Below are 18111 nucleotides of genomic sequence, written 5' to 3'. Positions count from 1 at the left end.
AAACCAACATGGCCGCCCGAACCGCCCCGTTTTCACGTTTTGAATGGATGATCGCATGGCGCTACCTGCGCGCCCGTCGGTCCGAGGGCGGCGTCAGCGTCATGACGTGGATTTCCCTGATCGGCATCACGCTTGCCGTGTTCGCGCTGATCGCGACACTGGCCGTGCGATCGGGGTTCCGGGCGGAGTTTGTCGATACGATCCTTGGCGCGAATGCCCACGTAACCGTCTATAATGCCATCGAAGTTTCGGACACTGGCCAAACATCGCGCGTGATCGAAGACTTCGAAGAACGCGCCGAAGCGATCCGCGCCGTGCCGGGCGTCACCCGCGTCGCGCCCTTGGTCAAAGGGCAGGTGATGGCCAATCACCGAGAGTCTAATAGCGGCGTTGAAGTCTATGGAATCACGCTGGAAAACCTGAAGGGCATCCCACGGGTCGCGAACCCCGAAGACGCGCTGGGCGACATTGAACGGTTCAACGAAGGGGCCGCGATCGGTTCTGGCGTCGCGCGGGAGCTGGGTTTGGGCATCGGCGACAAGATCAAGCTGATCTCGCCCAACGGGGTGCGGACTGCGTTCGGCACCAGCCCCCGCGTCAATGTCTACGAGGTTGTCTATATCTTCACCGCCGGGCGCTATGACATCGACCGCACACGGCTTTACCTGCCGTTCGATGAGGCGCAAGGATATTTCAACCGCGAGGGTGTCGCGGATGAGCTTGAGGTGATGGTCGAAGACCCCGAAATGATTGACGAAATGTCAGGCGATCTGCTGGCTGCGGGGGGCGAGCGCACACAGCTTTGGACATGGCGCGACCGGTCCGGCGCGTTCCTGCGGGCGCTTGATATCGAGGATAACGTGATGTTCGTCATCATGGCGATCCTCGTCCTGATCGCGGCGATGAATATCGTTTCGGGCCTTATAATGCTCGTTAAAAACAAGGGTGGCGACATCGGAATTCTGCGCACGATGGGCCTGACCGAAGGGTCTGTCCTGCGGGTCTTTTTCATCTGTGGCGCGTTTACCGGGCTGATCGGCACGATCCTCGGGGTGATCCTTGGCTGCCTGTTCGCGATCTATATCGACACGGTGTTTTCGGCGGTCAACTACATCTCGGGTGGAGGGGTCTGGGACCCGTCGATCCGGGGCATCTACAACCTTCCGGCCAAGCTTGAGGTGAAGGATGTCGTCTCTGCCGTCGTCCTGTCCCTTGGGCTTTCGTTCGTCGTCACGATCTTTCCGGCCCGCCGTGCCGCCCGAATGAACCCGGTGGAGGCGCTGCGGTATGAGTGATCCGGTGCTGTCCCTGTCGGGCATCTACAAGGCTTACAACAAAGGCAAACCGGGCGAGGTCGCGGTGCTGAAGGGCGTCGATCTGGCGATCACGCCGGGCGAGGTTGTGGCGCTGGTCGCGCCCTCGGGTGCCGGGAAATCCACGCTGTTGCACATCGCGGGGCTGCTCGACACGGCCGATACCGGCGACGTCGCGATCGGGGGCGCCGTCATGTCGGGCCGATCCGACAGGAAGCGGACAGAGGCGCGGCGGCGGGATGTCGGATTCGTCTATCAGTTCCACCACCTGCTGCCGGAGTTTTCGGCCCTTGAAAACATAGTGCTTCCGCAGCTTGCCAATGGCGTGGCACAAGCGGCGGCTGAGGCGCGGGCGCGCGATCTGCTGACCCGCGTCGGCATCGACCACCGCGCCGATCACCGCCCCGCCGCCCTGTCGGGCGGTGAACAACAGCGCGTCGCGGTGTGCCGTGCTTTGGCCAATAAACCAAAGCTATTGCTCGCGGATGAGCCGACAGGGAACCTCGACCCCGCGACCTCGGACCGGGTGTTTGACGCGCTGATGGTGCTGACCCGCGAAACCGGGCTCGCCGCGCTGATCGCCACCCATAACCTAGAGCTTGCGGGGCGGATGGATCGTGTGCTTCATTTGCAGGACGGTCGGCTGGTCTGACCTTCACAGGGAGGACGGACACAGATGCCACAGGTCACGCTGGACGAGATCGAAACCATAACGAAACAAGCGCTTACACGCCACGGCGCGGCCGAATGGATCGCCGAAGAGGTCGCCCGCGCGGTGCGCAAGGCCGAGGCCGTGGGCAACCGGATCTGCGGGCTGTATTACCTTGAAAGCTACTGCCAGCAATTGCGGACGGGCCGGGTCAAGGGCGATGCCGAACCTGTCGTTTCGCAGCCCCGTCCGGGGGTCGTCCAGGTCGATGCGAAATACGGATTCGCGCAGCCTGCCTTTGCTCGTGGATTGCCGCAAGCCATTGGGGCGGCTCAATTAAACGGGACGGCGACGCTGGCCATAGGTCATGCGCATACCTGCACGTCCTTGGGCTATTTCACCGAACAGATCGCGCGGGCGGGGATGATCGCGCTGGGGATGACCAATGCTTCGCCCATCGTGGCGCCGCCGGGGGGCAAGACGCGGGTGATCGGGACCAATCCGATCGCGTTTTCGGTGCCGGACGGGGCGGGCGGAATCGCCATGCAGTTCGACCAGTCGACCACCACCGTCGCGCTTGGAAAGATCACGATGGCGAAGGCCGCGGGCGAGAAAATCCCCGAGGGGTGGGCCGTTGACAAGGACGGAAATCCGACCACCGATCCGGAGGCCGCCTTGCAAGGTTCCCTAGTGTCTACAGGGGGTTACAAAGGCTGGGGCTTTGGCCTGATGGCGGAAATCCTTGCCGCCGGGATGACCGGCGGGGTGCTGTCGCAGGACGTGAAACCGCTGAAAGCGCCGGAGGGTGCGCCGCATGATCTGGGGCAATTCTACCTGCTGATCGACCCCTCGGTTTCGGGGGCATTTCCCGACCGGCTGCGGCAGTTGGCCGAGGCGATCAACGCCGAGGACGGGGCGCGGATGCCGGGGCAGGGAAAGCGGGAAGCTGACCCGGTTGATGTGCCGGACGCGGTGTGGGCGCTGGTTTCGGGACTGGCGCGGGGAGAAGCGGGTTAACGCGCTGATTTCATGCGGAAAACCATGTATGACTTGCGTCTGATATGCGTATGACAAACGTATGACTCCTGTGCATACGATTGTCCGCCCCGGCGTGGTTAACGCCCCGCCCGCGCCCTAGACCTGCTGGGTAACGAAAACCCCCGCCGCCATCAGCGCGATGCCGCCCGCGCGGGTCAGCGACAGCGGAGAGACCTGCGCCCCGAACAGCCCGAAATGGTCGATCGCGGCGGCGGAGATCAACTGCCCCAGCAGCACGAAGAACACCGCGTTGCCGACACCGAATTTAGGCGCGACCCAAGTGATCGTCAGAACGTAGAACGCGACGAGCAACCCGGCGAGGAACAGGTGCTTCGGCGCCCCTGCCGCCCCCTTCAACGCGCCGGGGCCGGAGACCAGCAACACGCAGGCCGTCCCCGCAAGCGCCACGATGAACAGCAAGAACGCCGCCGCCACCGGAGATCCAAGCCGCGCCCCCAGCGCCGCGTTCAACGCCGCGAGGATTGGGATGCCGATGCCAGCGGCGAGCATGGTGAGGGCGTAGAGAAGGGTGGGGGGCATGAAGGAGGACTCCGGCGGTTTGGTGTGCGCGGAGTTTGGGACGGGGGTGGCGGATTGGCAATGGGGGGTTACGCCCGGCGGAGAACGCCGGGCCGTGCCGACCCGCCCCCATGGGGCGGCGCGATTGCGCCACCCCGCGGGCCTTTGCGCCCTTGGGGGACTATACGTTTGTCGTTCTTGCTAGAAAGTGGGAGTAGCGATCCACACCAGATCCCGACCTAGCTTCTACTCCAGCGACTGAATTTTTCTTGATCCGACGGATGAGGTGGAAGGCTGTAAAGGAACCCCCATCTGATGCCTTTTGTGTTCTTGATAACCGGTAGTGGTAGGTGAAACAGCACAACATACATGGCCGACAAGATTGTAATAGCGGCGCCCGCAAACGCCGAAATTCGCTCGGGCGCAGATATCTGGCTGTTCATCCCCAGCATGACCAGTTCGTCGAAAACATAGTAGCCAAATGCGACGATTGGGACGAGTATAGTAAACATCGCGATCAGCAGTAAATGCGCAAGCATCGAAGAAATCGGAAGAGCTTCTCTGAAGAACGGGTTGATAACTACCGGAACACCTAGCGCGTTGTCGCTTCGGTTTTGGAGGAGATCATATGCGTTGACCGAGAATCCGATTAGCTTGATCTTAGTCGCTAACGAGTTTTTTAGCGTCATCGCTGCGGACAAATGATTGAATGCCATCGCCGATATCAACAAGAGAAGGCTAACGGCGAAGAGAAAAAAGGCCGCAGGCACAGATGCCTCAAAGTTAGAGACTTTTAAAGCTAGTTCATTTCCATTGCGCAATGAGGTTGCGATCAAGTAGGCGATCACAATTTTCCCCAAAAATACTACAAAGGACTTGATCGCTTTATCTTGAATCTCGCCATATATGGCGGATTTTCGCGTCCACACTTGATCATCTTTATGAAGATAGCGAAGCGTAGCTTCTAGCTCGTGGATCTTTAGCCGCTTTATCGAAATACATCGCATTCTTAACCCTCAAACATCCAACTCCTCCACGAACCTCGCGTTCTCCTGGATATACTGGAACCGCAGCTCGGGCTTTTTCCCCATGAGGCGTTCGACGAGGTCTCCGGTTTCTCCGGGTTCGTCCTCGTCTATGCTGACGCGGATCAGTTTGCGGGTTTCGGGGTTCATGGTGGTTTCTTTGAGGTCTTTTGCGTCCATCTCGCCCAGACCCTTGAAGCGGCTGACGTCGATCTTGCCTTTGCCGCCAAGGCCTTTTTCGAGTTGCGCGTCCTTTTCGGCCTCGTCGACGCAATAGACGCGATTTGCGCCTTGGGTCAGGCGGAACAGGGGCGGGCAGGCAAGGTAGAGGTGTCCCCGGTCGATCAGCGGGCGCATCTGGATGAAAAAGAACGTCATGAGGAGCGAGGCGATATGCGCCCCGTCGACGTCGGCATCGGTCATGATGATGATCTTGTCGTAGCGCAGATCGTCGATGTTGAATTTCGATCCCATTCCGACGCCAAGCGCTTCGCAAAGGTCGCTGATTTCGGCGTTGGTCGTCAGCTTGGAGGAGGCCGCGCCGAGCACGTTCAGGATCTTGCCCTTGAGCGGCAGCAGCGCCTGCGTTTCACGGTTGCGGGCACCCTTGGCGGAGCCACCGGCGGAGTCACCCTCGACGATGAACAGCTCGGTCCCCTCGCGGGTCTTGGCGGTGCAGTCGGTCAGCTTGCCGGGCAGGCGCAGCTTTTTCGTTGCGGATTTGCGGGCGGTTTCCTTTTCCTGCCGGCGGCGCAGGCGTTCTTCGGATCGCAGCACGAGGTAGTCGAGGATCGCGCCCGCGGCCTTGGTGTTCCCGGCCAGCCAGTTGTCGAAGTGATCGCGGACGGAGTTTTCGACGAGCCGCGCTGCGGATTCCGTCGAAAGGCGGTCTTTGGTCTGGCCGACAAAGGCCGGGTCGCGGATAAAGCAGGAGACCAGCGCGCAGCCGCCATTCATCAGGTCGTCGCGGGTGATCTGCGCGGCCTTGCGGTTGCTGACGAGTTCGCCATAGGCGCGGATGCCCTTCAGCACCGCGGCCCAGAAGCCGGTGACGTGGGTGCCGCCCTCGGGCGTGGGGACGGTGTTGCAGTAGCTTTGCAGGAAGCCATCGCGCGCCGGGGTCCAGTTGATCGCCCATTCAACCGATCCGGTTTCGCCGAACTTTTCCTGAAAGTCGACTTTGCCCGCGAAGGGGGTTTCGGCGTAGGTGGAGGCTCCGCCCAGGGTCTCGTTCAGGTAGTCGGCCAGCCCGCCGGGGAAGTGGAAGGTGGCCTCCGTCGGGGTTTCGCCGTGGTCGATGGCGGATTTCCAGCGGATTTCAACGCCGGAGAACAGGTAAGCCTTGGAGCGCACCATCGTCATCAGACGCTTGGGCTTGAACTGGTGGTGGCCGAAGATTTCGGGGTCGGCGTGGAAGGTGACGGTGGTGCCGCGCCGGTTCGGGGCCGCGCCGATCTTTTCGATGGGGCCAAGCGGGACGCCCCGGCTGAAGCGTTGTTCGTAGAGTTCCTTGTTCCGCGCGACCTGCACGACCATGGAATCCGACAGGGCATTCACGACGGACGCGCCAACCCCGTGAAGGCCGCCGGAGGTCTGGTAGGCCTTGCCCGAGAATTTGCCGCCCGCGTGAAGGGTGCAAAGGATCACCTCAAGCGCGGACTTGTCGGGGAATTTCGGATGCGGATCGATCGGGATGCCGCGGCCGTTGTCGCGGATGGTGACGGCGTAGTCGTCGTGGAGTTCAACCTCGATCCGTGTGGCGTGACCCGCGACGGCCTCGTCCATTGAATTATCAAGAACCTCGGCCACCATATGGTGCAGCGCGCGTTCGTCGGTGCCGCCGATATACATACCGGGGCGCTTGCGGACAGGCTCCAGCCCCTCCAGCACCTCAATCGATGAGGCGTCATATTCTTTCTCGGGGTCCATACCACCCAGCAGGTCGTCGGCCATGTGTGCTGCTCTTATTGTGTCGTTGGCGTTATCTTAGTGCAGGGCGACCGGGCGGGGCAACGGGTGATCGGCCCTGAGCGCCGGAGATTTGCGGAGTCGCCCGGTGATTTCACGGGGTCATGTGACGGGGCGTGCCGGGAGGGGTGAAAATCGCCCCACTGATTCTATCATTAGGAGAGTGCGTTCGTTTCCAATCTGGGCTTTTTTGTGGCCCGAAATTTTGCACCGTTTCCAAAACCTGACTTTTAGACATGTCCAAAGGGCACTTTTTTCGGGCGGGCGATTCCATTGGAAAAACAGGGCCGCGATCCCGCGCGACGCGCAAAATTTCCCAATAATATCAGTATTTTGCTCAAAAAAACAGGGCCGTAAAACGCCGATTTTCGGCCTTAATACAGGTTAATGCGGGGCCCCCGCCGCCATCCTTTTGCCCATATTTGCCCAAAATACGCCACATTTCAACAGGATCGTTGAAGTCATCGAAGGGTAACACTCAACCAAGAACACGACTGACACACTCATCAATCGGAGAAACACAATGTCCAACGACCTGATCATGAAAGCACGCAACGGCCGCCTGTCTGCACTTGAAAGCCTGTCACGCCGCCGCGACGACCATGCCGGAAATGTTGCTGATTTTGGGGATCATGCAGCAAAACGCAAAGCCGAACGGTCTCAGCGTCTGATGTTCCGCCACACGGAAAACATGTTCATCGCCTGAAACGCAGTGGCCGACGGAGGTTTCCCGGCGCTCAAACCTGACAATCTACATACCGTCCCTATCGCCTGATGGCACCGACGAGATTTCCCCGGAGGGGGGACGGTATCTATATTCCCAGAATTTTTTGAACGCTTCGCTTTCGTTTCGTGTCTTTCGTTTGTTGATTTCTACTGTGTGAAAAACTCCAAAACCGTTGATCCACGTCAAGGCGCGTTTCTGTCGCATATGCAACGATTGCGCATGTGAACAGAGGACAGGAGACGCCACATGCCGCAATCCCAAAATGCTGCGAAAAATTCCGTTGATCCGGGTTTCCCGACCGTAACGCCGGACAAGATCCGCCAAGCGTTTGAGACGGGGAAGTATCCCTATACCGTGAAGCTGTCGAAACGCGCCTATGAGGCGGAGAAGGCAGAGCTTCAGGCCGAGCTTTTGAAGGTGCAGAAATGGGTTTCCGAGACGGGCCAGAAATTCGCGCTGTTGTTTGAAGGGCGCGATGCGGCGGGGAAGGGCGGCACGATCAAGCGGTTCATGGAGCATTTGAACCCCCGCGAAGCGCGGGTCGTCGCCCTGAACAAGCCGACGGATCACGAGCGTGGCCAGTGGTATTACCAGCGCTATATCGAAAACCTCCCGACGGCGGGCGAAATGGTATTCTACGACCGCAGTTGGTATAACCGCGCGGGTGTTGAGCGGGTGATGGGGTTCTGCACCCCCGGCGAATATCTGGAATTCATGCGCCAGACCCCGGAGCTTGAGCGGATGCTGGCCCGGTCGGGCGTTCAGCTTTACAAATATTGGTTTTCCGTCACGCAAGAAGAACAACGCCGCCGTTTTGAAAGCCGCAAGTCCGATCCGCTGAAACGGTGGAAACTGTCACCCATCGACCAGGCGAGCCTGTCGAAATGGGACGACTACACAGAGGCGAAAGAGGCGATGTTCTTTTACACCGACACCGCCGATGCGCCGTGGACGATCATCAAGTCGAACGACAAGAAACGTGCGCGCCTGAACTGCATGAAGCACTTTCTGTCGACGCTGGATTATCCCGACAAAGACCCCAAGATCGCGACCCCGCCAGATCCGCTGATCGTGGGCCACGCAAGCCACGTTATTCATCAGGCCGATCACATTCTGGGCGCGACCCTGCACCCAAGCGGGCGGTAGCCGGCGCTGGGCGTCCATCCTCGCGGTCCTTGCCTGGGCAGTGAAACTGGCATAAGCCGCTGGGATGGCCGATCAGATCCCATATAAGGAGCACGCCTCGAAGCTGATGCTTCTCGGCGGGCCGCTTATCCTGAGCCACCTGGCGCAGATGGCCGTCACCGTGACCGACACGGTGATGCTGGGGTGGTATGACGTCGAGGCACTGGCCGCCGTGACGCTGATGGGCACGATGAGCTTCGTGTTCTTCATCGTCGGGTCGGGCTTTGCCTTTGCGGTCATGCCGCTGGTCGCCGCGGCGTCCGAAGCCGGGGACGACGTGCAGATCCGCCGCACGACGCGGATGGGGATGTGGCTGTCGATCCTTTATTTTGCCTGCGTGCTGCCGATCCTTCTGTGGTCCAAGACCTTCCTGCTGATGCTGGGGCAGGAAGAGGTGATTGCCACCATCGCCCAAACCTACGCCCGGATCGCGGCGTGGGGGATGCTGGCGCAACTGCTGGTGATGGTGCTGAAAAGCTACCTGTCGGCGATGGAGATCACGCGGGTCGTCCTGTGGGCGACGATTGCGTCCGCCGTGCTGAATGCGATTGTGAACTACGCGCTGATCTTCGGGAACTGGGGCGCGCCAGAGCTTGGGGTGCAGGGCGCGGCGATTGCGTCGGTCGGAGCGAACGCTATCGCATTGATTTACCTCACGGTTTACGCGCTGCGAAGGTTGCCGCAACACGCGCTGTTCCAGCGGCTATGGCGCCCGGATTGGGAGGCGATGGCGACGGTCTATAAGCTCGGCTGGCCCATCGGGTTGACCAATCTGGCCGAGGTCGGGTTGTTCGCCGCGACCACCGTGATGATGGGCTGGATCGGGACCGTGGCGCTGGCGGCGCATGGGATCGCGCTTCAGATCGCGTCGATCACCTTCATGATCCATCTGGGGCTGTCGACCGCCGCCACCGTCCGCGCCGGCCGCGCCGCCGGGCGGGGAAATGAGGTGGAGTTGCGCAGGGGCGGCATTGTCGCCGTCGGCCTCTCGGCCATCGCGGCGCTGCTGACCGTTGCGCTGTTCCTTGCGGTGCCGGAATGGCTGATCAGTCTTTTTCTTGACGCGAACGATCCCCAATACCCCGAGATTATTTCCGTCGGGGTCAGCTTGCTGATCGTCGCGGCGCTGTTTCAGGTGGCCGATGGCGCGCAGGTCATGGCGCTGGGCCTGCTGCGGGGGGTGCAGGACACGCAGGGGCCGATGTTCATCGCCGGCCTCAGCTATTGGGCCGTCGGGATGACTTCGAGCTATGTGCTTGGTTTCATATTGGATTTCGGTGCGGTCGGCATCTGGATGGGACTTGTTATCGGGCTTGGGCTTGCGGGCGTGCTGATGCACCTTCGGTTCTGGCGGCGGTCGGCCAAGATCGGGGTAGCGGCCTAGAACGACCCGCCCGCGATGGCCATGATCTCAGTCTCTGTGGCAATGCGTTCCTGGGTGCGGAAGTGCTGTGCCCACGCGGCCTTGTCCTGAAAGCCGACGGGCTGCATCGCGGCCATGTTCGCCTGCTGCACCGCGAGGGCAAGGCTGTTTTCAACGGTTTGATCCAGATGGCTGGCAAGCGGTTCGCCAATCAAGTCGCGGATGCGCGGGGACATTTCGTCAAGCGACGTGTCATATAGCGCGACCCCGGCCTGGGCCTGAAACATCTCGGACATGCGGGTCATGAAACGGACGGTCAGATAGGCGTCATCCATCAGACCATACAGCCCCGCCTGATCCGGGATCATGTCGTGCGGGGCAAGGTAATACTGTGCCGCCGTCTGGATCAGCGGCGCGGCGATGGCCTGAAGCCCCATCTGCGTCGTCACCAAGTCGACCTGCGCCAGCAGCCAGACGGAGCCATCAACGTAAGTCGCCGTGTGCTTGCGCATCCGCTTGCGGGATTTGGGGGTCAGGGGCGTGCCGGCCGCCGCCGCCATTTCGTCAAGGCGGGCGTCGAAGGCATCGCCCTTGGCCGGGGTGGACAGAACATTGGCGACATGCGCCTGAATGATGGCAATAGACATCTGAAATCTCTCTCTGCTGCAATACCGGGCAGAGCGTAGCACAGATCAGGCATCGGTCCGCTGAGAGTCGCCAAGCGGCGCTACTTGTCCTTGTGTTCTTTCATCAGGCGGTCCGCCTTCTTGCGCACGAGCACAGAGCGCAGGTCGTGCATCGCCAGCAACAGCGCGTCGGTGACATCTTCAAGCTGCTCTTCGCTGGCCTTTGACTGCGCCCATTGGGTCGTCAGGTTCAGGTAATCGACCGCGCGGTGAATATCGTCGATATCGCGTTTGGCGAGCAGCGCTTGGCGGGCGTCCATCCAATCGCGGATGGTTTGCATATCCGTTTCAGACAGGTCGCGCCCGCCATGGGGCTTCACCTCTCCGTTGCGGATGTTGATGACGGCGATCTGGTCCATATCGATCCGGCGCTGCCGGTTTTCAGTGTCGATACGAAAGACGACGGCGCCGTTTTCCCGGACGCGGAAATAGTATTCTGGTAGCTCTCCGGTCATCTGCTCCTCACCTCAGTCCCGCGCAGAAGGTTGTGATGCGCGCGCACGCCTCTGTCAGGGCGTCATCCGATGTAGCGTAGCTGACCCGGAAGTTCGGGGAAAGCCCGAAGGCCGCGCCAAAGACGACGGCGACGCCGGTCTCTTCCAGAAGGGCGGTGGCGAAGGTTTCGTCATCAGTGACTTCGGTGCCGCCGGCCGAGGTTTTGCCGATGCAACCGGCGATCGAGGGGTAGACGTAAAACGCGCCTTCGGGCGTCGGGCAGGTGATGCCCGGCATTGCGTTCAGGGCCGCGACGACAAGGTCGCGGCGGCGCACGAACACCTTGTTATGCTCGGCGATATAGTCTTGCGGGCCGTTCAGCGCCTCGACCGCGGCCCATTGGCTGACGGAACAGGGGTTCGACGTGCTTTGCGACTGGATCTTGCGCATGGCGGCGATCAGCGGTTCCGGCCCGGCGGCATAGCCGATCCGCCAGCCGGTCATCGCGTAGGCCTTGCTGACGCCGTTGCAGGTCAGGGTGCGGTCGTAAAGGCCGGGTTCGACCTCCGCCGGGGTGCAGAAGCGGAACCCGTCAAAGGTGAGGTGTTCATACATGTCGTCGGACATCACCCAGACATGCGGGTGGCGTATCAGCACGTCGGTTAGTGCCTTGAGTTCGTCGCGGGTATAGCCCGCGCCGGTGGGGTTGGAAGGGGAGTTGAAGATGAACCACTTGGTTTTCGGGGTGATCGCCGCCTCAAGCGCATCGGCGGTCAGCTTGAAGTCATTTTCAAGCGTCGCGGCGACCGGGACGGGCGTGCCGCCGGCGAGCAGCACCATGTCGGGATAGCTGACCCAGTAGGGCGCGGGAACCACGACTTCGTCGCCGGGATTGAGGGTCGCCATCAGCGCGTTGTAGAGCGTTTGCTTGCCACCCGTGCCGACACTGACCTGCGCGGGCGTGTAGTTAAGCGTGTTGTCGCGCAGCAGCTTGTCGCAAATGGCCTGTTTCAGCTCGGGGATGCCATCGGGGGCGGTATATCGCGTCTTGCCTGCGTCAATCGCCGCTTTTGCCGCGTCGCGGATGTTTTCGGGCGTGTCAAAGTCCGGCTCACCCGCGCTGAGGGCGATGATGTCGCGGCCTTTGGCGGCCAATTCCTGCGCTTTCGTCGTAATTGCGATCGTTGGCGATGGCTTAACGCGTGATAGTGTCGCGGATAGGAAGGACATGGTCGCCTCTGGTTTGAATGTCGGCGCTCCATGTCTTAGGTTGTGCCCCTGACCCAATCAAGCCAATAGCGCAGGAGCACTTGATGAATACCCCGGTAGTTGACTGGTACAGCGATGAGATTTCGACCTTCGGCGACCGTGTGGCAGGTGCGCGCGAAGCGTTGGGTATGTCGCAGGACGATCTCTCCAAGCGCCTCGGCGTCAAGCTGAAGACGATCCGCGCGTGGGAAAACGATCTGGCAGAGCCGCGGTCGAACAAGCTGGTAGCGCTGGCAGGGTTGTTGAACGTGTCGATCACGTGGCTGCTGAACAGCGAAGGCGACGGAATCAACGGTCCCGACGAACAGCCGCCGCTGTCGCCCGACGTGAACGATCTGCTGACAGAGATCCGCGATCTAAAATCGCAGATTGCGCAAACCGGCGACCGGCTGGGCCGCGTTGAGAAGCGGTTGCGGACGACGCTGAAATCCGAGCAATGAGCGAAACGCCGGAAACCCGGCTAAAGCGGCTGACCATGCGGTCGTCGCGCCGGGGGATCAAGGAGATGGACCTGATCCTCGGCGGGTTTGCACGGCATGGGCTGGCGGGGCTGGATGCTGCGTCGCTGGACCTTTACGAAGTGCTATTGGAAGAGAACGATCACGACCTTTACCAGTGGGTGTCGGGGCAGGTTCCGACGCCGGAGCATTATCTGGGGCTGATCTCCACCATCGCGGAAAACAACAGAAAATCCTGATTTTCGCCGTTTAACGGAATGTTTGGCATTTCCGCTCACTGTCGTCGTGAATGAAGCGTCGGCGGAGAGATAGATGAGTTTTCAAGCAGTTGTCGGTGCCCCGGGCCAGCAGGTTTTCATGGTGGGCTACCTCGAAGCATTGGCGTTGGTGGAGCGGTTGCATCGCCTGTTGCTCGACGTCATCAAGGATGAATTCGAACGGGTCGGGATACTTGAAATCAACGCGGTTCAGGCGCTGTTGCTGTTCAATATCGGTGATAACGAGGTGACAGCCGGGGAGCTGAAATCCCGCGGCTATTATCAAGGGTCGAACGTGTCCTACAACCTCAAGAAACTGGTGGAGATGGGGTTCATGCACCATCAACGGTGTGAGGTTGATCGCCGCTCCGTCCGGGTGCGGCTGACGCCGAAGGGGCGCGAAATTCGGGACGTCGTGACAGAGCTGTTCGCCCGTCACGCGGATGGGCTGCAATCCAAGGGCGTGCTGGGGCAGGAAGGGATTGAAGATATAAACACCGCCCTGCGCCGGGTCGAACGGTATTGGACGGATCAGATCCGCTATATCTACTGAATGGCGGCGGGGGCGTCGGCGGGAATCAGGTAGGTGAAGGCCTGCCCCTCAAGCTCTCGCAGCAGCTTGCGGGTCATCGCCTCTTCATACTGGGCGTATCCGGCGGCGCGTTCGACAAATGCGCCAGAGCCGTGGATCACGTTGGCGGTAAAATACGCATCGAGTTCTTCAAGCTCTGTCCGCAGGTTGTTCCCGCCCAAGGGCCTGTCCGACCCGATGACGATGGCGTTCACAGTGATCTGGGCAAAGGCGGGCGTGTCGCGGACCCGTTCGGGCGGCGGCCAGTTGTTGCTTTTACCATCGCCGGACAGGTCGAGCACTTGGCGATCACAAGCCGGGCTGCGGTTAAGGGCAGCGGCGGCAAATTCCATCGCGCCACCGATTGAGGTCGGATAGGGCGCCGCCTGTCGCGGATGCGTGGCGATGCGGGCGGCGAAGCTGTCGAGGGTCGCGGCGCTGTCGACCACCTGCCAATCCGCGATCACCTTCTGATGGTTCACCGCGCTCCATTCAAACGCCATCAGCGCGACGGGGCGGTCGGGAAAGCCAAGCAGGGCGTCACGGACACTGTTGCTTTGCAACGCGGCGGCAAGGCCAACGGTCTGCTGCTGAAACTCCGCCGCATCGACGGAGCCGGAGACATCAAGGCCAAGCGCAAGCGCCAGTCGGCAGGAGGCATTCGCCACAGTCGGAAGCAGCGCGGGCAGGACGGACAAGATCGCGTGCGTGATCCGCATGGCTTACCCCTCGGTTGGCGTGCTGGGGATTTGCCCGACGGCGCGGACTCCGATCTCTCGCATCAGCTTGCGGCGCATCGCATCCTCGAAATCCAGATAACTGGTCGCGGTTTCGACGAAAGCGTTCGTGCCGCGGATGACTTCGCGGGTGTAGAACTCCTCCACCTCCAGGATGCCACCGCCGATGACCAGGCCGTTGACGGTCACGCCGTCGAAGGGAAAGGCGTTGTAGGCAAGGGCGGGGCTAAAGCCATCGTTGCTGATCCCGTCGCCGGACACATCAATGGTTTTCCGGTCACATTGCGGTGCCCGCTCCAGCAGTGTCGCACCATAGCCAAGGGCGTAGCCAAGCGCCGTCGGGAAATCATCGTGGCTGCGGGTTGAGGTCGCGATTTGTTCGACCACGTCGGTCAGCACTTCTGGCGATCGGATCGCCACCCAGTCGAGTACGATCTGCTGCTGTCTGCTCCCGCTCCACTCATAAACGGCGAGCGCGATCCAATCGGACTCGGACAGGAACAGATGGGCCTGAACCTCCTCCGACAAAAGGGCGAGGGCCAGACCGTCACGTTGCAGCCGATACTCCGCCTCATCCACGGACGATGACACATCAAGCGCGAGGGCAAGCGCCAGATGACAACCTGCCGAGGCTGGCGCGCCGACGATCAGCGCGCCGAAAAAGGCGAGTGCCCTTACCAATGCCCGGTGTTTTCCATGCTTGCCCACGGTTCTTGCGGGGGCAGGTGATCGCCGCGCTGCAATAGTTCAATCGACACATTGTCGGGCGAGCGAACAAAGGCCATGTGGCCATCGCGCGGCGGGCGGTTAATGGTGACGCCGTTGTCCATCAGGTGTTGGCACAGCGCGTAGATGTCATCGACGCGATAGGCGAGGTGCCCGAAATGGCGGCTATCCGACGGCAAGCCCTCATCGCCATCCCAGTTGTAGGTCAGCTCAACCGCTGCGTTTTCCTGACCTGGAGGGGACATGAACACAAGCGTGAAGCGGCCGCCCTCGTTCTCCATCCGCCGGGTTTCTTCGAGGCCCAGCAGTTTGTAGAACGCGATTGATTTATCGAGGTCCAGAACCCGGACCATCGTGTGCAGATAGGTGATGTTCATATGCGTCTCCGTTCGCTATTCGCCGGGGGTCGGTGCGGCCCCTCTGCCTGTTGACAGGAAACCCGCCCTCGGCGCCGGGCGCAAGGGGGCGCGGGACAGCACATCGCGGAAAACCACCGTCACGGTAACGAAGCTGACGTAAAGCAGAAGATACCACGACCCCATCTTTGACAGGCTCGCCATCTGAAATTCGTTCTGGCCCGCATAGACCCAGGTGCCGGTCAGCGTGCCGACATTTTCCGCGACCCACAGAAAGAAGCTGGACAAGAATGCGGCGAGGGGCAGGGGCATCCAGCGCGGCGTGTCCCCAACATAGAACCAGATGCGGGTGCGCCAGAACAGCAGGACGGTCGCGGCGAACAGCGCCAGCCGGATGTCCGGCAGGTAGTGATGCGCGAAGAAGTTGACGTAGATCGCGACGGCCAGCAGTATCGTCACCCGGAACGGCGGGTAGGGGGCGAATTGCATCCCGAAGATGCGGATCACCCGCGCCATGTAGGACCCGACAGCGGCATACATGAACCCCGAAAACAGCGGCACGCCGGCGAGCTTGATGGTCCCCGATTCGGGGTAAGCCCATGATCCAGCGTAGATTTTGAAGATCTCCATGGCGGTGCCGGTCAAGTGGAACAACAAGATGACCTTCGCTTCGTCCAGTGTTTCAAGGCGCAGCCACAGGAACAGCGCTTGTGCGGCAATGGCGAACAGGAACAGCGCGTCATAGCGGGCGATGGGCCAGTCGTCCTGCCAGATGAGTTTAGTGATGATGATGGCAAGCAAGAGCAGCCCGCCGAAAAGGCTCGCCCAGCCTTGCTTGAGGACGAACATCACGAATTCGGCGACCGCTGGCGGCAGCCTGTCGCGGGTCCAGTCGCCCATGCGGCGTTCGATATAACGGGTGCCCGCGTCTGCCATTCTTGCCGGATTGCCTTGTTTTGCGCCCCGCAAACTCCCCCGTGGGCTGTGCAAAGTCAACGCCCGCGCGGAAATGTGAAAATGCCGCGTTTCTACCCCATATCGTCGTTCCCACTGAGCGGGCGCATATATATAGTGGCCAGCGACTCATTTCCAAATCGACGCAAAGGATGCCCACATGCCGCTTTCCCCCGACCAGCAGGCCGAAATCGAAGAGCTGCGCGCCAGCCCGACCCCGACCCTCCGCACCGTGAGCGAGGGGATGGAGGCGCATCTTTACAAGGCGCATGACGTTCTTGACCACGGGTTCGTGCGGGTGATCGACTACATGGGCGACGATGCGGCGATCTGCCAGGCGGCGCGGGTCAGCTACGGCAAGGGCACGAAATCGGTCCAGAATGACGAAGGGCTGATCCGCTACCTGATGCGGCACTGGCATTCGACGCCGTTCGAAATGTGCGAGGTCAAGCTGCACGTCAAACTGCCCGTCTTCGTCGCGCGTCAGTGGATCAGGCACCGGACGGCCAACGTCAACGAATATTCGGCCCGCTATTCGATCCTCGACCGCGAATTCTACATTCCCGCGCCGGAACACATCAACGCGCAGTCGGTGGTGAACAACCAGGGCCGCGGCGGCGTGCTGGAAGGGGATGAAGCGGCTCGCGTCCTCGAAATCCTCAAGGCGGATTCGACGCGGTGTTACGACAATTACGAGGCGATGATCTCACAGGACGGGCAGGACGGCCTGGCGCGGGAGCTTGCGCGCATGAACCTGCCCGCGAACATCTACACGCAGTGGTACTGGAAGGTCGACCTGCACAACCTGTTCCACTTCCTCCGCCTGCGCGCCGACAGCCACGCCCAATACGAAATCCGCGTCTACGCCGAGGCGATCTGCGACATGGTGAAGGATTGGGTTCCGGCGGCGTATAAGGCGTTCGAGGACTACCGCATGGGGGGAGCGAATTTGTCGGCCAAGGGTCTGGACTGCGTGCGCCGGATGCTGAAGGGGGAGACCGTGACGCAGGAGAACAGCGGGATGAGCAAAGGGGAATGGCGGGAGTTTGAGGGGGTTTTGAACAACCCGGCATAGTCGGGGCAAATCGCTCCGGTGGAGCGATTTGAGTGAAAAACGGGCGCGCCCATGGCGCAGCCAGATCGATGGAGGAAGTTTGAGAGTTCAGTCTGTGGATCTTGTATCCCGAAATACGCAGACAAGTTCGCGTAGTCTGTTAATTCTGTCGGGCAGTGTGTTTCTCGTAATGCATTACGAGTTGAACACGACGGCATGGAACATCGCCGACAGGCAACTGTCACCCATAGAGTTCAAAGAGATAGCTACGATTGTTCTAGTATTTGTCGCAGTCGCGCATTTGGTTAATTGGCTCGCTGACCACACTGCATTTACGAAATGGTTTCAGACCAATGCGATTCCGACCGACTCTTTGGATGCAATCGGCTCATTTCGGAAAAGCTCTCAAACTATGACAGTTGGCCTTGTCGAGAGGGCCAAAAGACTCAGCGAACTCAGTGAGTCGATAGATCAGCAAGTGACGTCCCCAGCCGACCTTGAGCCCCAAGGAGATTGGTCTGCACAGGACGTATACGATGACTTGAATCGACAGCGAAGCGCAGTGAAGTCCATTGAGAAGTACGTAGCCGATGCTCGGCGTCGAATTGAAGAAATAGAGTCAGTATTGGATGATATCCGCCCAGGTTTCAAAACTGTTTCGTTGACCGCTGGGTTTGTTGTTTATGTCTGGTATCTTGCCGTGCCGCTCATGGCATTTTCTGTCGCGATCGCACGCCTTTGGGGTTCGTTCTAGTCTGCCCCACACCCCCAACCACCCGATACACGAACCCATTCGCTGGAGGCGGTGAAGGCTCGTGTAT

21 protein-coding genes are annotated in these 18111 nt (G+C 60.6%); 11 read left to right on the top strand and 10 right to left on the bottom strand.

Annotation, left to right across the window (positions count from 1 at the left end; translation table 11 throughout):
• Nucleotides 1-8: 8 nt before the first annotated feature.
• Genes ACEWPJ_RS12440 through ACEWPJ_RS12430 form a run of 3 tightly spaced genes read left to right on the top strand, consistent with a single transcriptional unit; the run spans nt 9 to nt 2979 of the window.
• The gene (locus ACEWPJ_RS12440) at nt 9-1295 is read left to right on the top strand and encodes a lipoprotein-releasing ABC transporter permease subunit (RefSeq protein WP_416513418.1); all 1287 of its coding nucleotides are present in this window, start codon (nt 9-11) and stop codon (nt 1293-1295) included.
• Nucleotides 1288-1965, top strand: coding sequence for an ABC transporter ATP-binding protein (locus ACEWPJ_RS12435; RefSeq protein WP_416513417.1), 678 nt, complete (start codon nt 1288-1290; stop codon nt 1963-1965). The genes ACEWPJ_RS12440 and ACEWPJ_RS12435 overlap by 8 nt, the downstream gene beginning before the upstream one ends.
• A 24-nt stretch (nt 1966-1989) precedes the next feature.
• The gene (locus ACEWPJ_RS12430) at nt 1990-2979 is read left to right on the top strand and encodes an Ldh family oxidoreductase (protein ID WP_416513416.1); all 990 of its coding nucleotides are present in this window, start codon (nt 1990-1992) and stop codon (nt 2977-2979) included.
• A 117-nt stretch (nt 2980-3096) separates the two neighbouring features.
• Here the strand turns inward: ACEWPJ_RS12430 and ACEWPJ_RS12425 are convergent, their stop codons facing one another.
• The 3 genes from ACEWPJ_RS12425 to parE all read right to left on the bottom strand — a co-directional run bounded on the left by ACEWPJ_RS12425 (nt 3097) and on the right by parE (nt 6497).
• Nucleotides 3097-3540, bottom strand: a complete 444-nt coding sequence (locus ACEWPJ_RS12425) for a DMT family transporter (protein ID WP_416513415.1) — start codon at nt 3538-3540, stop codon at nt 3097-3099.
• Nucleotides 3541-3758: 218 nt separating this feature from the next.
• Nucleotides 3759-4526, bottom strand: a complete 768-nt coding sequence (locus ACEWPJ_RS12420) for a hypothetical protein (RefSeq protein ID WP_416513414.1) — start codon at nt 4524-4526, stop codon at nt 3759-3761.
• 9 nt (nt 4527-4535) lie between these two features.
• Nucleotides 4536-6497: a DNA topoisomerase IV subunit B gene (parE, locus tag ACEWPJ_RS12415; protein WP_416513413.1), complete on the bottom strand. Its 1962-nt coding sequence runs from the start codon at nt 6495-6497 to the stop codon at nt 4536-4538.
• 538 nt (nt 6498-7035) lie between these two features.
• Here parE and ACEWPJ_RS12410 point away from each other — a divergent pair.
• The 3 genes from ACEWPJ_RS12410 to ACEWPJ_RS12400 all read left to right on the top strand — a co-directional run bounded on the left by ACEWPJ_RS12410 (nt 7036) and on the right by ACEWPJ_RS12400 (nt 9808).
• Entirely contained in the window at nt 7036-7218 is a 183-nt protein-coding gene (locus ACEWPJ_RS12410; protein ID WP_416513412.1) for a hypothetical protein, read from the top strand.
• A 267-nt stretch (nt 7219-7485) separates the two neighbouring features.
• A complete protein-coding gene (ppk2, locus tag ACEWPJ_RS12405; protein ID WP_416513411.1) occupies nt 7486-8385 on the top strand; it encodes a polyphosphate kinase 2 in 900 nt (299 codons plus the stop codon).
• Nucleotides 8386-8449: 64 nt separating this feature from the next.
• Nucleotides 8450-9808, top strand: a complete 1359-nt coding sequence (locus ACEWPJ_RS12400) for an MATE family efflux transporter (protein WP_416513410.1) — start codon at nt 8450-8452, stop codon at nt 9806-9808.
• On the opposite strand, the gene ACEWPJ_RS12395 is transcribed toward ACEWPJ_RS12400, so the two are convergent.
• From ACEWPJ_RS12395 to ACEWPJ_RS12385, 3 genes are all read right to left on the bottom strand, one after another.
• A complete protein-coding gene (locus ACEWPJ_RS12395) occupies nt 9805-10434 on the bottom strand; it encodes a hypothetical protein (protein WP_416513409.1) in 630 nt (209 codons plus the stop codon). The two genes, ACEWPJ_RS12400 and ACEWPJ_RS12395, sit on opposite strands and share 4 nt — an antisense overlap.
• Before the next feature lie 80 nt (nt 10435-10514).
• On the bottom strand, nt 10515-10928 hold the full coding sequence (locus tag ACEWPJ_RS12390; protein ID WP_416513408.1) for a hypothetical protein: 414 nt from the start codon (nt 10926-10928) through the stop codon (nt 10515-10517).
• A gap of 7 nt (nt 10929-10935) precedes the next feature.
• Entirely contained in the window at nt 10936-12138 is a 1203-nt protein-coding gene (locus tag ACEWPJ_RS12385; protein ID WP_416513407.1) for a pyridoxal phosphate-dependent aminotransferase, read from the bottom strand.
• 83 nt (nt 12139-12221) lie between these two features.
• On the opposite strand from ACEWPJ_RS12385, the gene ACEWPJ_RS12380 reads away from it, so the two are divergent.
• The 3 genes from ACEWPJ_RS12380 to ACEWPJ_RS12370 all read left to right on the top strand — a co-directional run bounded on the left by ACEWPJ_RS12380 (nt 12222) and on the right by ACEWPJ_RS12370 (nt 13445).
• Nucleotides 12222-12617 carry a helix-turn-helix domain-containing protein gene (locus ACEWPJ_RS12380; RefSeq protein WP_416513406.1) on the top strand — a complete coding sequence of 132 codons (396 nt, stop codon included), beginning with the start codon at nt 12222-12224 and terminating at the stop codon, nt 12615-12617.
• Nucleotides 12614-12874 (top strand): succinate dehydrogenase assembly factor 2, encoded by a 261-nt coding sequence (locus ACEWPJ_RS12375; protein WP_416513405.1) that lies wholly within the window; start codon nt 12614-12616, stop codon nt 12872-12874. Before ACEWPJ_RS12380 ends, ACEWPJ_RS12375 begins: the two co-directional genes overlap by 4 nt.
• A 73-nt stretch (nt 12875-12947) precedes the next feature.
• The gene (locus ACEWPJ_RS12370; RefSeq protein WP_416513404.1) at nt 12948-13445 is read left to right on the top strand and encodes a MarR family winged helix-turn-helix transcriptional regulator; all 498 of its coding nucleotides are present in this window, start codon (nt 12948-12950) and stop codon (nt 13443-13445) included.
• On the opposite strand, the gene ACEWPJ_RS12365 is transcribed toward ACEWPJ_RS12370, so the two are convergent.
• From ACEWPJ_RS12365 to ACEWPJ_RS12350, 4 genes are read right to left on the bottom strand one after another with little or no spacing between them, the layout of a single operon-like run.
• The gene (locus tag ACEWPJ_RS12365; RefSeq protein ID WP_416513403.1) at nt 13439-14182 is read right to left on the bottom strand and encodes a DUF1194 domain-containing protein; all 744 of its coding nucleotides are present in this window, start codon (nt 14180-14182) and stop codon (nt 13439-13441) included. The genes ACEWPJ_RS12370 and ACEWPJ_RS12365 overlap by 7 nt on opposite strands.
• A gap of 3 nt (nt 14183-14185) precedes the next feature.
• Nucleotides 14186-14881 carry a DUF1194 domain-containing protein gene (locus ACEWPJ_RS12360; RefSeq protein WP_416513402.1) on the bottom strand — a complete coding sequence of 232 codons (696 nt, stop codon included), beginning with the start codon at nt 14879-14881 and terminating at the stop codon, nt 14186-14188.
• Nucleotides 14875-15303, bottom strand: coding sequence for a VOC family protein (locus ACEWPJ_RS12355; protein ID WP_416513401.1), 429 nt, complete (start codon nt 15301-15303; stop codon nt 14875-14877). Before ACEWPJ_RS12355 ends, ACEWPJ_RS12360 begins: the two co-directional genes overlap by 7 nt.
• A gap of 15 nt (nt 15304-15318) precedes the next feature.
• Nucleotides 15319-16218, bottom strand: coding sequence for a DUF817 domain-containing protein (locus ACEWPJ_RS12350; RefSeq protein WP_416513400.1), 900 nt, complete (start codon nt 16216-16218; stop codon nt 15319-15321).
• Between the two features lie 178 nt (nt 16219-16396).
• Here ACEWPJ_RS12350 and thyX point away from each other — a divergent pair, with 178 nt between their 5' ends.
• Both thyX and ACEWPJ_RS12340 read left to right on the top strand, forming a co-directional pair.
• On the top strand, nt 16397-17311 hold the full coding sequence (thyX, locus tag ACEWPJ_RS12345) for an FAD-dependent thymidylate synthase (RefSeq protein WP_416513399.1): 915 nt from the start codon (nt 16397-16399) through the stop codon (nt 17309-17311).
• Between the two features lie 28 nt (nt 17312-17339).
• The gene (locus ACEWPJ_RS12340) at nt 17340-18044 is read left to right on the top strand and encodes a hypothetical protein (RefSeq protein ID WP_416513398.1); all 705 of its coding nucleotides are present in this window, start codon (nt 17340-17342) and stop codon (nt 18042-18044) included.
• Nucleotides 18045-18111: the final 67 nt, after the last annotated feature.

It is taken from the genome of Aliiroseovarius sp. YM-037, assembly GCF_048060095.1.
Taxonomy (GTDB): Bacteria; Pseudomonadota; Alphaproteobacteria; order Rhodobacterales; family Rhodobacteraceae; genus JBLUOA01.
The sequence above is the reverse complement of the archived record's forward strand: the minus strand, read 5'-3'. Positions and strand labels throughout refer to the sequence as shown.